The sequence below is a fragment of the uncultured Rossellomorea sp. genome (assembly GCF_947488365.1).
Taxonomy (GTDB): domain Bacteria; phylum Bacillota; class Bacilli; order Bacillales; family Bacillaceae_B; genus Rossellomorea.
Genome location: NZ_CANKZT010000001.1, coordinates 148,185 through 163,905 on the forward strand (window position 1 = coordinate 148,185; position 15,721 = coordinate 163,905).

Below are 15,721 nucleotides of genomic sequence, written 5' to 3' on the forward strand. Positions count from 1 at the left end.
CGGAACATCTACTATTACGCATAAAGGATGAGACAAATGAATACACATTCATTATTGTATTACATAGGTGCATTTATCTTTGCCGGATTAAGTGTATTAACATTTCTGCAATTGCACGAAGCCAAATATCAGATAGAAGCCGGTACATTTATTATCATTGCTGCACTCATTTACTATGGTATGGTCACCCTATACTTTAAGGCGAGCCGCAAAACTTTTTTGATGGCCAATGCCTTATTGGCTGTTTTAGCCCTTGGTGGCATTTTCTTTAATTCATTGCTATTCGGTGGACATTAAAAAAACGAGCTTTCCCATTGTGGAAGCTCGTTTTTTTGCAGCTGAGTAAATTCAGGTTAATACATTGGAATAGGTTATTATGGACGTATCTTCAAAGCAGCATGGCTTGAAGCCACAAGTTCACCTTGCCTTTTCTTATTCAGGTAAGCCATTCACCATATGTGAAACCATTTCTTCTTCTGAATACCTGATCATACCGTTGTTATTAGCAAAATCAAGAGGATAAATCCTGTAATTATTGTAATGATTCTCTGACACAAAGGTTGGCTGAAATTCAATGGTAGGGTACGTGATCTTAGAACCGCCCGGGTTCATCGTTTTTTCTACTTGCACCGTAACCATTCCTCCAATGTCTTTGAAATCATCTTTCTGTCCCGAAAGAAAATTCCCTAATGAGTAAATGACAACGGCATCACGACCATCACTCGTTTTATACGTTTGGATTGGCTGCAGGACGTGTGGATGATGACCAAAAATGATATCAACCCCACTTTCGGTTAAGACATTTGCCAGTCTTTCCTGTTCCTCAGTAGGGAAGCGTTGATATTCATTTCCCCAATGTAAACTCAATACGACTAAATCAATGTTCATGGTTTTGGCTTTCTTAATTTCTTGTATCATGTTTTGTTCGTCGATCAGGTTGACTAAATAATCTTTCCCCTTTGGAACCGGTATTCCATTTGTTCCATATGTATAGGAAAGCAGGGCAAACTTGATTCCATTTACCTTGAAGGTACGAATCCGTTCCTTATCTTCCTGACTTTTAAACGCACCCACATACGGCATGGATATCTTCTCATAATAGTCGATTGCACTTAGAAGCCCTTTTTCCCCTTGATCCAATGAATGGTTATTGGCAGTCGTGACGGCGTCGACCCCCACGTCCTGTAAAGATTTCACAATCTCTTTAGGACTATTGAAAAGGGGATAACTGGAGACTCCAAGCTCCACACCAGCCGGAGTTGATTCCTGATTGGCAATCAGAAAATCAGGGGCCGCCAGCATGTCCTTGATCGGTGAGAACATAGGGGTGAAATTATACCCGTTTTCATCTTTGGCATCATTATACACTGTATCATGGAGAAGGATATCTCCGATGGCGGCAATTGAAGCACTGGACTTCATCGATTTCCCTGAGGCTTGAACTTCTCTCGTCGTATGCAGCAAAGAGTAAAGGTTCTCCTCCTGCAATCCTTCTGCAGATGTTCTCCAGTCTGAGTATTGCTTATTTACAAGATACCCAATCACTAAGAGTAAAGGAATACAAAGGAATAACCCTGCCATTAATCGCTTTTTATTCATATTCATCATCCTTTATTTAATTCTACCTCTATTTTACAAAATAATAGGGGAAAGCGGGGCATATTTAAGAAAATATTGAAGAATATTATCATATTTTTGTGATTTTTAGACTATTTCGTTAATCCTTGATATTACTTGCCTTTTTATATCCATCATCTTTCTCATACGAATCAAAGGGTATACCTATTTACTTTATCAAAGCATGAAAAAAAGCCTCCACTGCAGCAAGGAACTCCATATAAAATAAAGAGATCCTGGTGCTTTGGTCGCTTTTTTACTACAGCCATTTAATTTTTGGTTCGGTTTTATTTCTTATTCGTACTATATTCGCCCGATGTCTGTAAACAACGAAAATGGTCAGAATTCCTACGACGATTATAAGTGGGATATCTCCAGTGAAGATCGAATACGCAAAGGCAAGTACTGCTGCCAGCATTGAAGAAAGTGACACATACTTAGTAGCATATAAGCAAATAAAAAATACAGCCAGTAAGATGAAAAATAAGATGAAATTATAGCCTAGAAGAACACCAGCAGAGGTTGCTACTGCTTTTCCTCCTCTGAAGTTTGCAAACACAGGATACATATGGCCGATAACAGCAAAGACCCCTGCTAATAACATATGTACATCACTTTCAAATAGCAATGGCAGGAGAGTCGCAACCGTTCCTTTTAAAATATCCATGATTGTTACAATCATACCGGCTTTCACACCCAGGGTTCTGAATGTATTGGTTCCGCCCAGGTTTCCACTTCCGTGCTCACGAATGTCTTTTCCGTAGAACGTCTTCCCGATCAGTAAACCGGAGGGAATGGAGCCTAACAAATATGCTAATACGAGTATAAGGGCAAAAATCATCATCACTGCTCCTTTTAAAATAACTAGTCCGTTCTTATTTTAACATGTTTTCCAAAGGTTGGGGAGAAAATAAGCAAAAAAATTAGTACCTGTTCATAAAAGTAGATAATATCTTTTATTCCTCATAAATCTGATTAAGAAGGAGTGAAGTATGTTAAAATAGACACACTTTACATAGTTGAAATGAAGGTGTACACGTATGCAATTACTTTTATCGGCGTTTCAATGGGTGGCCTTTATGGTTGCAGGCTCAATTGCCGCTCCCATTGCCATAGCTGACCTGTTTCAATTGTCACCCGCAGACACGGCAGGATTTATTCAGCGGACCATCTTTGTGTTAGGAGCCGCGAGTCTTATTCAAGCATTAATTGGTCATAAACTTCCCATTAACGAAGGACCCGCTGGACTATGGTGGGGAGTTTTCGCCATCTATGCAGGGTTTTCAGGAACCCTTTACCACAGTCATGAAGAGGTGCTCGCCGTATTACAGGGCGGGATGATTGTCAGTGGTGTGATTTTCTTTATTCTTTCTGCAACAGGACTATTAAAAAAGTTGTCATCTTTATTTACACCAACGATCACGTTTATTTATTTAATGCTATTGATTCTCCAATTGAGCGGATCTTTTATCAAGGGAATGTTCGGTATACAGCATGAAGGACAATCTCTACAACCCCATGTCTTACTCGGGAGCGTCCTGACCATAATAGTGGCATTATACTTCTCAGGCCATAAACGAAAGTGGATTCAACAATACTCCATTATTCTTGCCCTCATCTCGGGCTGGATAATCTTTATTCTTATGGGCCTAGGTGAAAGCACTACTGTTTCTGAGAGCTGGTTTTCTTTACCTGATGTGTTCGTATTTGGTGCGCCTGTGTTCGATACGGGTGTCATTGTGACATCGATCTTTATCACATTCTTGTTAACAACCAATATGATTGCTTCCATTCGAGTAATGGAAGAGGTAATGAAGGCAAAGGGACATCCGACGTATGAAAGATATACAAAGAGCGGCTTTGCTTCCGGAATGAATCAGCTGTTCGGTGGAATATTTTCAGCAATTGGATCTGTTCCCATTTCCGGGTCTGCCGGATTTGTTGCCGCTACGGGAATGTACTCCATTATCCCCTTTATTCTTGGAAGTGCTATGATCATTATCATCAGTCTGATCCCAAAAGTTATGAATCTCTTCGCAAGCCTGCCCGCTCCAGTTGGCTATGCTGTGACCACGGTCATTTTCATCAAAATGGTCGGCCTTGCTCTTGGTGAATATCGGAAAGAAAAGGACCTCGATAAAATCCATTTTGTCGCAGGTATCTCTCTCATTGTGGGTGTAGGGGCCATGTTTGTTCCCCCATCCGCTTTTAAAGACATGCCTGTAGTGGTGGCCTCAATATTAAACAATGGATTGATACTCGGAACCATCACAGCAATCATCGTAGAACAATATATCCTGTTAAAGCACAAACAACATCCTGAAACCAGTAAACAATAGTTTGCTGGTTTTTATTGTCTTGTCCCATGCTCTGAAGGCCGGACTTTTCCGCCTTTCTTTTAAAAAGTATCTTGTATGTAGATTCCACCTTATTCATAAACTAAAAGTACTAACGCAATTTCTTGGACAACATGGTTACCTTTTGTATAATGAGGGTATCCCTTCTATGTATAGAAAAATTTCTCAGTTCATAAAGCAGGTGGAAAAATGATTGAATTTAAGGACGTCACAAAAGTCTATGAAGATGGTACAGAAGCCATAAAGGGAATCAACCTGACGATACCAAAAGGAAAGCTTGTCGCCTTGATTGGTCCAAGCGGATGCGGGAAAACGACCACGATGAAAATGATCAATAAGCTTATTTCACCTTCCAGTGGAACGATCCTGATTAATGGAAAGGATACTTCTGAAACCGATGAAGTGGAGCTCAGGCGTAATATTGGCTATGTGATTCAGCGAATTGGATTGCTTCCCCATATGACAATAGAAGAAAACATCAGTCTGATTCCACGATTAAAAGGATGGAAGAAGGAACAATACGAAGGTCGAGTGGACGAGCTTCTAAACCTTGTCGGACTAGATCCTCAAGTATACCGTAAACGATATCCACTTGAATTAAGCGGGGGACAGCAGCAACGGGTTGGCGTTATTCGTGCCCTGGCAGCGGAACCGCCCATCATTCTAATGGATGAACCATTCAGTGCCCTTGATCCGATCAGCCGGGAGCAGCTTCAGGATGAATTGAAAAGCATCCAAAATGCGATACATAAAACGATTGTGTTTGTCACACATGATATTGACGAAGCGTTGAAGATCGCTGATGAAATTGCGGTTATGCGCGATGGGAAAATTGAACAGATCGCTACCCCATCCGAGCTCATAAAAGATCCTGCGAACGAATTCGTTCGTGCATTTATCGGAGAGGACAGACTTAATGTTCAACAGCCCCAAAAGCGTGTTTTTGACATCATGGAGGAAAACACAACCTATTTGCTCTTGGAAGAATCAGAATACGCATTGATTCCATATGACGCGTCCATCCAAGAAGCTGCAAGAATACTTCTAATGTCAGAAAAACATTATCTTATGGTTACAAAAGACGGCAGGAATGTCGGCAGCGTAACGGCCAGCGGGATTCTTCGTGCAGTAGCCTCAGAAGGGAAAAAGGAGGCACGTTCTGTATGAATTCATTCTCGTTCTTGTTTATCAACACGATATCAAACCGTTCTGATGCAATCTTAAATGGATTATTTGAGCATCTATATTTATCATTCGTATCTATCTTCATTGCGATTGCCATATCTTTGCCACTGGGTATATACATATCACGAAAAAAACAAACGGCTGAATTTTTTATCGGAATAACTGCCATTTTCCAAACGATCCCTAGCCTGGCCCTATTTGGTTTTCTCATTCCCCTATTAGGTACAGGCAGTATTACAGCGATTATTGCCCTGACTGTGTATGCACTCTTACCGATACTGAGGAACACGTACACCGGGATCATCGGGGTCGATGAGGGAGTCATAGAAGCAGGCAGAGGGATGGGGATGACAAGCTCACAGCTTCTGTTTAAAGTGGAGCTTCCACTCGCTCTGCCTTTCATAATGGCCGGTATCCGAACAGCGACTGTCTTGACGGTTGGAGTTGCGACCCTTGCAACCTTTGTTGGAGCAGGTGGACTGGGCGACCTCATCTACAGGGGACTTTCTACTTGGAATAATTCTTTAGTTCTTGCGGGAGCCATTCCAGCTGCATTACTTGCATTATCTTTCGACTTTTTATTAAAGCTTCTCGAAAGAATGACAACACCTAAAGGACTAAAAGCACGGAAATAAACCATAATTCAAAGGAGAGTAAGAATGAAAAATAAACTAAAACCATTTATTCTATTAATAGCCCTATCCATTGTGATCGCTGGTTGCGGAAATGGTGGGGGGAAAGACACGATTACGGTTTCAGGCAAGATGTGGACCGAGCAGTTTATCTTAACTCAAATGATGGCAGAGCTTCTCAAAGAGAAAACAGATCTCGATGTTAAGGTGGAAGAAGGATTGGGGGAAGTATCGATTCTGACACCCGCTCTTGAAAAAGGCGATATCGACGTATATATCGAGTACACAGGAACTGGACTGGAAGCGGTTCTAAAAGAGCAAGCGGCAGAAGGGGCTTCAGCTGAGGAAATTCTGTCTCAAGTACGTAAAGGATACGAGGAAAAGTTTAATGTGACATGGTTAAAACCACTAGGATTCGAAAACACGTATACTCTTGCTTATACTCAAGACCAGGAATTCGATGCCAAAACATTCTCTGACCTTGTACCCCTATCGAAAGATTTAAGTTTTGGTGCGCCTCATCAATTCTATGAGCGTGAAGGTGATGGGTACGATGCATTTGCTGAAGCTTACGGATACGAATTCAAAGCGAAAGAAAGCTTCGATCCTAACATTATGTATGAAGCAGTGAAGAACGGAGACGTCGATATTATTCCGGCCTTTACTACCGATGGAAGAATACAACGTTACAACCTGAAAACGACTACTGATGACAAAGGGTTCTTCCCACCATATGATGCCGCACCAATCATCCGTCAGGAAGTTCTGGAAGAGCACCCTGAAGTCGAGGAAGTCCTGAATGAATTAGCAGGACAAATCTCTGAAGAAGAGATGAGTGAGATGAATGCCAAAGTGGATATGGATAAAAAAGATCCAAAAGAAGTCGCACGGGAATTTCTTATTTCCAAAGGATTAATTGAAGAGTAAGATGTTTAAGCGTGTCAGGTAGGATTAAGGAGCTTCCTTTTGTCCATCTGACACTTTGTTCTCTTTAGAATAATTTTATAAAATTTTGAAAAGTTAAAGGGAAATATGGTATAAAAGAAGAATAGGACTTAAGGAACAGTCAAAGAATGAATGGATAAGGATCGATGAAGGAGTTGTGATCACCCATGGAAAACCCATCCCGAGAAGAAATCGGAAACATTCTTAAACAATCAAAACGCATTGCGGTGATTGGATTAAGTGATAATCCAGCACGAACATCTTATATGGTATCCAAAGCCATGCAGGATCAAGGCTATGAGATTATTCCTGTAAACCCAACCATTGAGTCGGCATTAGGCGTTAAAGCAGTACCCACCCTGAAAGAGGTGGAAGGGCCGATTGATATTGTCAATGTATTTCGCCGCTCAGAATTTTTGCCTGAGATCGCGAAAGAGTTTGATGAAATCGATTCTAACGTTTTTTGGGCGCAACTTGGTGTAATGAACGAAGAGGCTTATCGCTTTTTGAAAGAACGTGGGTATACAGTCATTATGGATCGCTGTATTAAGGTTGAACATGCTTTAACCAAATAATTCTCACTCGTAACAAGCGGCTCTTACCGCTTGTTTTTTTTCGGATGGATGGTTCTCAATTACCACTGAAAAAAACAGGGCAACACAAAAGAAATACAGGCGCAATTTAGACCTGTCACAGTAATTACATTTGCGAAAATCAAATAAAACGCTACAATATAGCATAGTGGTTTACCTCAGAAATGATTAAAACAGGTAAACGAACAAACGTTCTTGTGTTATAGTTAATATATACATAACCAATAATACCGTACAAGTAATTGTTTTCGGTTAGAGAAGTTTTGAAAGGGGAATGTTCGTGGCCAACCAGAATAAGACCATGGATTACAATGATGATGCCATTCAAGTATTAGAAGGTTTAGAAGCCGTCCGGAAGAGACCTGGAATGTATATAGGCTCTACAGATTCAAGAGGTTTGCATCATTTAGTATACGAAATTGTCGATAACTCGGTGGATGAAGCATTAGCTGGCTTCGGAAGTGAGATTATTGTTACGATACATAAGGATAATAGCATCTCAGTGCAAGATAAAGGCCGGGGGATGCCAACTGGTATGCATAAACTAGGAAAGCCGACTCCCGAAGTTATTTTGACTGTGCTACATGCCGGTGGGAAATTCGGACAAGGTGGTTACAAGACCAGTGGTGGATTGCATGGTGTAGGTGCCTCAGTCGTAAATGCCCTATCCGAATGGCTTATTGTGACGATTGAAAGAGATGGAACGAAGTATGAGCAACGTTTTACAAAAGGTGGAAAACCGGAAACCACTCTTGAGAAGATTGGAAAAACGAAAAAATCAGGAACATGTATCCATTTCAAACCTGATCCGGAGATTTTCAGTAATACCACGTATAATTACGAAACGCTATGTGAGCGTCTAAGGGAATCTGCCTTCCTGCTAAAAGGATTAAAAATTGAAATCATTGACGAGCGTCATGATCAGAAGGAAGTCTTTCACTTCGAAAGTGGCATACAGGCCTTTGTTCAATACCTTAACGAAGAAAAAGATGTGCTTCATAACGTTGCTTTCTTTGAAGGGGAACACCATACCATTGAAGTGGAATTCTCTTTTCAGTTTAACGACGGTTTCTCGGAAAACATTCTGTCTTTCGTAAACAATGTTCGTACAAAAGACGGAGGTACCCACGAAGCCGGAGCAAAGACAGCGATGACCCGTGTCTTTAATGAGTACGCTCGTAAAGTTGGGATTCTAAAAGATCGGGACAAAAATCTTGAAGGGACCGACATTCGTGAAGGGCTGGCGAGCATTGTTTCTGTACGTATACCGGAGCATCTCCTTCAGTTTGAGGGGCAGACGAAAGGAAAGCTTGGCACAAGTGAAGCACGTTCAGCTGTGGATGCAGTTGTTTCCGAGCATCTTCTCTATTTCTTAGAAGAAAATCCTGATACAAGTTCCCTTCTTATTAAAAAATCCATTAAAGCGGCTCAAGCCCGCGAAGCGGCACGTAAAGCAAGGGAAGATGCACGCAACGGAAAGAAACGTAAGCGTTCTGAAACCGTTCTATCTGGTAAATTAACACCGGCTCAATCGAGAAACCCTCAGCGTAACGAGCTTTACCTGGTGGAGGGTGATTCGGCAGGAGGTTCTGCGAAACAAGGTCGTGATCGTAAATTCCAAGCGATTCTACCACTTCGGGGGAAAGTCATCAATACGGAAAAAGCAAAGCTGCAGGATATCTTCAAAAACGAAGAAATCAATACAATCATCCATGCAATTGGTGGCGGGGTCGGTCCTGAATTCAACGTCGACGATATCAATTATGACAAAATTGTCATCATGACCGACGCCGATACGGATGGAGCCCACATCCAGGTTCTGCTGTTAACCTTCTTCTATCGCTACATGAAACCATTATTAGAAGCAGGGAAAGTGTATATTGCACTTCCTCCTCTCTACAAAGTAAGTAAGGGGGCAGGAAAGAAACAAAAGCTTGAATACGCATGGACGGATGAAGAGCTCCAAGGAGCCATTTCTAAAGTTGGTAAAGGCTATATGATCCAGCGCTACAAAGGTCTTGGAGAAATGAACGCCGATCAGCTGTGGGAAACGACGATGGATCCTGATACACGTGCACTGATCCGGGTGCGTATTGATGATGCTGCCAGAGCTGAGCGTCGCGTGACCACTCTTATGGGAGATAAAGTAGAGCCGCGCCGTAAATGGATTGAAAGTAATGTAGCTTTTGGATTGGAAGAAGATGGAAGTATTCTAGAAAATGAAAACATTACGGTCGCAGAGGAGGGGTAATACATGACAACTGTAGAAAGATATCAAGACTTACCTCTGGAAGAGGTACTTGGCGACCGATTTGGACGTTATAGCAAATATATTATCCAGGAACGTGCATTACCAGATGCACGCGACGGATTGAAACCTGTACAGAGACGTATTCTTTACGCTATGTATGTAGATGGGAACACCCAGGAAAAAGGATTCCGTAAATCAGCAAAAACCGTCGGTAACGTTATCGGTAACTATCATCCACATGGTGACACATCTGTGTATGATGCCATGGTGCGTATGAGTCAAACGTGGAAAGTGCGAAAATATTTAGTCGAGATGCACGGAAATAACGGAAGCATTGACGGAGATCCGCCTGCTGCCATGCGTTATACAGAGGCACGGCTTTCTGCAATCTCCATGGAGCTCTTGCGTGATATAGATAAGAAAACCGTGGACTTTGTACCAAACTTTGATGATACATCCAGTGAACCGACTGTTTTGCCGTCACGTTTTCCGAACCTTTTAGTAAACGGATCTACCGGTATTTCAGCAGGATATGCAACTGACATTCCACCTCATCACCTTGATGAAGTCATTGATGCGACAATCATGCGAATGGAAAAGCCACAAAGCACGGTGGATGATTTAATGACGGTCTTAAAAGGACCTGATTTTCCAACAGGTGGTATCATTCAAGGGGTAGACGGTATCAAAAAAGCCTACGAAACCGGAAAAGGAAAAGTGGTTGTTCGTGGAAAAGCTGATATTGAAAACATCCGTGGAAGCAAACAACAGATCGTCATAACGGAAATTCCTTATGAAGTAAACAAAGCGAACCTCGTTAAGAAAATGGATGAATTCCGTGTGGATCGCAAAGTGGAAGGAATTGCAGAAGTTCGTGATGAAACAGACCGCGATGGGATGCGCATTGTCATTGAGTTAAAGAAAGATGCAGATGCCACAGGCGTCTTAAACTACCTTTATAAGAACAGTGATCTTCAAATCGCCTATAACTTTAATATGGTTGCGATACATAACAGACGTCCTAAGCTGATGGGACTTCGTGAACTATTGGATGCTTATATTCAACATCAAAAAGAAGTTGTGACAAATCGTACCAAGCATGATCTAAACAAAGCGAAGGATCGCCAGCATATTGTCGAAGGCTTAATGAAAGCTCTCTCAATCTTAGATCAAGTAATTGCAACGATTCGTGCTTCGAAAGATAAACGAGATGCGAAGGATAATTTAATCCAGCAATTTCAATTTACGGAAGCACAGTCAGAAGCAATCGTCAGCTTACAGCTATACCGCTTAACGAATACAGACATAACAGCACTGCAGGCAGAAGCGGAAGAATTAGCGAAAACGATTGCTGAGTTAACGGCTATCCTGGAAAGTGAAGGCAAGCTTTACAGTGTAATCAAAAAAGAATTAAAAGGCATCAAAAAGCAGTTCTCTGATGCTCGCCGCACTAAAATTGAGGATGAGATAGAGGAAATTAAAATCAACCTTGAAGTACTGATCGCGAGTGAGGATGTCATGGTTACCGTTACCCGTGATGGTTACATGAAGCGAACAAGTCTCCGTTCCTATTCTGCTTCAAACGGGCAGGATCTGGCCATGAAAGAAACAGACAGGTTGCTTGGTCAATATGAGATGAATACGACGGATGTACTTTTAGTATTCACGAACAAAGGAAATTACATCTATTGCCCTGTACATGAGCTCCCGGATATTCGTTGGAAAGACCTTGGTCAGCATGTGGGGAACATCGTACCGATTGATCGCGATGAACAGGTTCTAAAAGCAATACCGATTAAAGAATTTGATCCATCCCATTATTTATTGTTTGTAACGAAGAACGGAATGATCAAGAGATCCGAGCTTCCTCAGTACAAAGCACAGCGTTACTCACGTCCTCTTGTAGGAATCAATTTAAAAGGGGACGATGAGCTGATCGATGTGCACTTAACCGATGGATCACACGATATATTCATTGCAACACACTTAAGTTATGGACTTTGGTTCTCGGAAGAAGATGTGAACATCGTCGGACCGCGTGCGGCTGGTGTGAAAGGGATCAACCTTAAGGATGACGATTATGTCGTATCAGGTAAAATCATAAAAGATCCAATGAAGGATTACATTTTCTTAGCTACCCAGCGTGGGGCAGTGAAGAAAATGAAATTAGCAGAATTCGAAAAAACATCCCGTGCCAAGCGTGGAGTCATCATGCTGCGGGAATTGAAATCAAATCCACATCGCGTGGTAAGTATAGAAGTAGTTAAAGACACAGATAAAGTAGGCCTGATCACGAAAAAAGGAAAAGCAGAAGAGGTGCTCCTTTCAGACCTTAGACCGAATGACCGATATTCAAATGGATCATTTGTGATTGATGAAGGGGATAGCGGTTCTGTTTGTGAAACGTGGGCAGAATCACTACTACCCGAAACAAAAGAATAGCATGTATTGAAACGACCAGAACTGCTTCTGGTCGTTTTTTATATCCGCATGGAAACAATCGTGAATAATCAATGTATAATCATTCGTGATTGTTGTACAATACCAGCAAAAAATTGTACAACAATTAATATTATTTCGAAAAGATGAATTTATCAGTTGAATAGGCATTTATTTTTTGATAGATTAAGAAAGTGTCTGAATGGGTAAACTTACATAGATTCATACATTTTTTGTCATAAATACAACATCTAGGGGGAACAATTATGGAGTTATTCACAAGTTTAGTAGGTACCTTGAATGATTACATGTGGTCATACATACTGATTGTAGCGCTGATCGGTCTCGGTTTATACTTCTCACTACGAACAAAATTCGCACAATTCCGTTACTTAGGAGAAATGGGAAGGTTATTAACAGATAAGACCACGATTTCAGCAGAAGGAAAACGAGGCATCTCTTCCTTCCAGGCTTTCACGATCAGTACCGCATCCCGTGTCGGCACAGGTAACCTGGCTGGGGTTGCAACAGCGATTGCAGGCGGTGGTCCAGGAGCTGTATTTTGGATGTGGCTGATCGCCCTTCTAGGAGGAGCGACCAGCTTCGTGGAAAGTACACTTGCTCAAATTTACAAAGTGAAAGACGGAAAAGACGGCTACCGAGGTGGTCCGGCATACTATATGGAAAAGGGATTGAATGCCCGTTGGATGGGGATCCTATTTGCCGTTATCATCACATTCTGTTTTGGACTTGTATTTAACTCAGTACAATCCAATACGATTTCACTTGCTATGGAAGAAGCGTATGCATTTGATCGTATGACTGTTGGTATCATCCTGGCCGTATTAACAGCCCTTGTAATTTTCGGTGGAGTAAAACGAATCGCCAGTGTAACTCAAATTGTGGTTCCGATCATGGCAGTTCTTTATCTGATTCTAGCTTTCTATATTCTGATCACCAATATCACCATGCTGCCAAATATGTTTGTGATCATTTTTGAAAATGCATTTGGTATCCGGGAAGTTGCAAGTGGTGGGGTCGGTGCAGCCATCATGATGGGAATCAAACGTGGTTTATTCTCAAATGAAGCCGGAATGGGTAGTGCACCGAACGCAGCAGCATCTGCTGGTGTCACTCACCCCGTTAAACAAGGACTTATTCAAACTCTTGGTGTTTTCACTGATACATTGCTTATTTGTACAGCAACAGCCTTCATGATCATCCTGTCTGATCAATACACAACAGGAATCGATGGCATTCAGCTGACACAAGCAGCCTTAAGTTTCCATGTTGGGGAATGGGCAGATACATTTGTCGCTGTCGCTATCTTCCTATTTGCCTTCAGTTCGATTATCGGAAACTATTACTACGGAGAAACAAATATCGAGTTTATCAAATACAGCCCTGTCACTCTATTTATCTACCGAATGGCCGTCCTTGGCATGGTGATTTTCGGAGCGGTGGTCAAACTGGATATTGTGTGGAGCCTGGCAGATTTATTTATGGGTCTAATGGCGATCATCAACTTAATCGCCATCACGCTATTAGCTAAGATCGCCATATCTGCACTAAAGGATTACCGTGAACAGAAGAAACTAGGGAAAGATCCTGTTTTCTACTCCAACTCTATCAAAGGGTTAAAAGGAATTGAGAGCTGGGAAGCAAAACCTGAAACGACAACAGAACAAAAATAGCAAGAAAGGACCAACCTCTATCATGGGTTGGTCCTTTTTAACTTGTTTTATGCAAAGAAAGATGAGAATAGAAACGATAATGATTACATAGATTTTCCTTCTTTGGTGAAAATAAAAGTGAATAATTTTCTAAAGAGGAGAGAGAATCATGAGAAAAGAATTACTATTTGCATTCGGTGCTTTCTTTGTTATGTCCCTCCATGCCATTGCAGGAAACTTTTCCAGTGAGCCAATGGAAAAACAGCCTGTGAATGAACTGACTGTCAATGTTTATAAAAAAGATGTAACCGGCGATGGTAAAAAGGATACGATTACGCTCAAGGCGATTCCGTTTTCTCCTGATGTCCTGTTTCTGAAACAAATTTGGGCGGATATTCAAACGTCTGAAGGAAGTAAGATTCGAATTGATTATGAAGGTGGTTATGAGCCGAAAATCCAATTCGTTGATTTAAATCATGATGGAATAAAGGATATTCTGTACTCATCAGCAACAGGGGGAAGCGGCGGACTCTATAATGAAGCCCTCCATACGTTAGCAGATAATAAACTTGTCGACATCGGATTACCTGAGCCTTTAACGATTCAAGCTCAGTTTGAAGATGATTACCAAGCATCTATTACCTTTGTAGATACGAATCAATCCTACACAGTCGATTTAGGTGATCGAAAAGAAGACTACGATCGATTGGGGATTTACACGGATGGAATCTTAAATGAACCTATGGAATTAATGGTTTTACCGTATGCATTTTTTGAGCCGACGAAAATCATTGGCAAACCTGGTAAGGGATTAAAAGGATATCAGCAAATTAGTGGTGCCTATAAGGCGGATGGCATCGGAACGGCTACGTCTTATTGGTATTATGAAAATGAACAATGGAACCTGATTAAGATAAAGTGGAAAGCAAATAAATAACTGAACCATTTCTAGGCTCTTATCATACTCTGTTGTAAGCCCATTTTTGTAAAGGAGGCTTACGCATGAGTGAATTCAAGCCTGAAAAGCTAGCTGTGACATATTTGCCACCAGCTTCAATCTTCAACCCCATTGATAACCGAAAATACACATTGACTCATTCTGATACGACGGGTGAACTATTTTTGAGCGTTGGTTGTCACTATGATTTGGAGAAGATCAATCCATCCATGAGGGACGAAGTGTTAGGAGAATGGAGAAGAGACCTTGGTCAATACACTCTTTCAGGAACCGTGTATGTGAGTGGGGGGGAATTTGATCAACAACTTTCCAATGTACGGTTTATGATTTTCAAAAAGGAGCTGCCATTGGCCTTAGCAGCAATGGTGAACGGGGATAAAGGGTTTTATACGTACTATCCATGGCTTCTTGATGCACCCATCATCATCTGCTTTGAATCCGTATTCCCGGAATATCATCAAACACTTTATTTCGGGACACCAAGACAATATTTATTGAAATAGTACTCAAGCATAAAGAGGTTCACGAGTTAGACTCTTTATGCTTTTTTCTTTGAACTGTACTGCCATGAAGTTACATTTTTTTAGAGGAGGTAGGCATTGAGAATTCTTAGGTAATGATATTTATGAAATCATGCAGGAACAACCATGAAGTTGCATGCTTATAATAAAATAGGGTTGATCGCAATAAAATAGACAATCGTCATATTATGTAAACTAATTAAAATTGAATGGATTAACAAACAGGTGGTTTGGAAAGTGACTGTTTAGCAAATTGAAATAGTAAACAATCTTAAAATCAACAATGAATTTTCAGATAATAGCAAGAGAAAAATAAAAATAGTGATTCAGAAATCAAGTAGATTTTAATATAAAAAATGAAACCGTTGATCAAACTAAACTTATCATGAAATAAAACGAAGTTTAGGATAAAAATAATTAGCATTAAACAAAGGGTTATTAAAGGACAAATTAAACTGTAGATCAAATCGATCTCATTTTTCAATTCTGTCTCATTATTAACAGTATACTTGTGATACGAGACAGAAATCGGTTATTTCATTTAGGTACC

General features: G+C 41.0%; 13 protein-coding genes. 11 read left to right on the top strand and 2 right to left on the bottom strand.

Annotation, left to right across the window (positions count from 1 at the left end):
• Window positions 1–36 precede the first annotated feature (36 nt).
• On the top strand, window positions 37–297 hold the full coding sequence (locus Q1B03_RS00815; RefSeq protein WP_299737126.1) for a hypothetical protein: 261 nt from the start codon (window positions 37–39) through the stop codon (window positions 295–297).
• A 135-nt stretch (window positions 298–432) separates the two neighbouring features.
• Here Q1B03_RS00815 and Q1B03_RS00820 read toward each other — a convergent pair whose 3' ends face one another.
• Both Q1B03_RS00820 and plsY read right to left on the bottom strand, forming a co-directional pair.
• Window positions 433–1,599 (bottom strand): CapA family protein, encoded by a 1,167-nt coding sequence (locus tag Q1B03_RS00820; RefSeq protein WP_299737129.1) that lies wholly within the window; start codon window positions 1,597–1,599, stop codon window positions 433–435.
• Window positions 1,600–1,876: 277 nt separating this feature from the next.
• Complete coding sequence (gene plsY, locus Q1B03_RS00825) at window positions 1,877–2,458, bottom strand: glycerol-3-phosphate 1-O-acyltransferase PlsY (protein ID WP_299739546.1); 582 nt, start codon at window positions 2,456–2,458, stop codon at window positions 1,877–1,879.
• 199 nt (window positions 2,459–2,657) lie between these two features.
• Between plsY and Q1B03_RS00830 the strand changes: the two genes are divergently transcribed.
• The 10 genes from Q1B03_RS00830 (at window position 2,658) to Q1B03_RS00875 (ending at window position 15,153) form a co-directional block, all read left to right on the top strand.
• Window positions 2,658–3,956, top strand: coding sequence for a purine/pyrimidine permease (locus Q1B03_RS00830; RefSeq protein ID WP_299737131.1), 1,299 nt, complete (start codon window positions 2,658–2,660; stop codon window positions 3,954–3,956).
• A 207-nt stretch (window positions 3,957–4,163) separates the two neighbouring features.
• Window positions 4,164–5,141, top strand: coding sequence for an ABC transporter ATP-binding protein (locus tag Q1B03_RS00835; protein WP_299737133.1), 978 nt, complete (start codon window positions 4,164–4,166; stop codon window positions 5,139–5,141).
• Window positions 5,138–5,794 carry an ABC transporter permease gene (locus Q1B03_RS00840; RefSeq protein WP_044336988.1) on the top strand — a complete coding sequence of 219 codons (657 nt, stop codon included), beginning with the start codon at window positions 5,138–5,140 and terminating at the stop codon, window positions 5,792–5,794. The genes Q1B03_RS00835 and Q1B03_RS00840 overlap by 4 nt, the downstream gene beginning before the upstream one ends.
• A gap of 24 nt (window positions 5,795–5,818) precedes the next feature.
• Window positions 5,819–6,718 (top strand): glycine betaine ABC transporter substrate-binding protein, encoded by a 900-nt coding sequence (locus Q1B03_RS00845; RefSeq protein WP_299737138.1) that lies wholly within the window; start codon window positions 5,819–5,821, stop codon window positions 6,716–6,718.
• Between the two features lie 185 nt (window positions 6,719–6,903).
• Window positions 6,904–7,311, top strand: coding sequence for a CoA-binding protein (locus Q1B03_RS00850; RefSeq protein ID WP_299737141.1), 408 nt, complete (start codon window positions 6,904–6,906; stop codon window positions 7,309–7,311).
• A gap of 298 nt (window positions 7,312–7,609) precedes the next feature.
• Window positions 7,610–9,580, top strand: coding sequence for a DNA topoisomerase IV subunit B (gene parE, locus Q1B03_RS00855; protein ID WP_299737143.1), 1,971 nt, complete (start codon window positions 7,610–7,612; stop codon window positions 9,578–9,580).
• Between the two features lie 3 nt (window positions 9,581–9,583).
• A complete protein-coding gene (gene parC / locus Q1B03_RS00860) occupies window positions 9,584–12,022 on the top strand; it encodes a DNA topoisomerase IV subunit A (RefSeq protein WP_299737145.1) in 2,439 nt (812 codons plus the stop codon).
• A gap of 263 nt (window positions 12,023–12,285) precedes the next feature.
• Window positions 12,286–13,713 carry a sodium:alanine symporter family protein gene (locus Q1B03_RS00865; protein WP_299737157.1) on the top strand — a complete coding sequence of 476 codons (1,428 nt, stop codon included), beginning with the start codon at window positions 12,286–12,288 and terminating at the stop codon, window positions 13,711–13,713.
• Window positions 13,714–13,861: 148 nt separating this feature from the next.
• Window positions 13,862–14,629 carry a hypothetical protein gene (locus tag Q1B03_RS00870; RefSeq protein ID WP_299737159.1) on the top strand — a complete coding sequence of 256 codons (768 nt, stop codon included), beginning with the start codon at window positions 13,862–13,864 and terminating at the stop codon, window positions 14,627–14,629.
• Between the two features lie 65 nt (window positions 14,630–14,694).
• Entirely contained in the window at window positions 14,695–15,153 is a 459-nt protein-coding gene (locus Q1B03_RS00875; RefSeq protein WP_299737161.1) for a staygreen family protein, read from the top strand.
• Window positions 15,154–15,721: the final 568 nt, after the last annotated feature.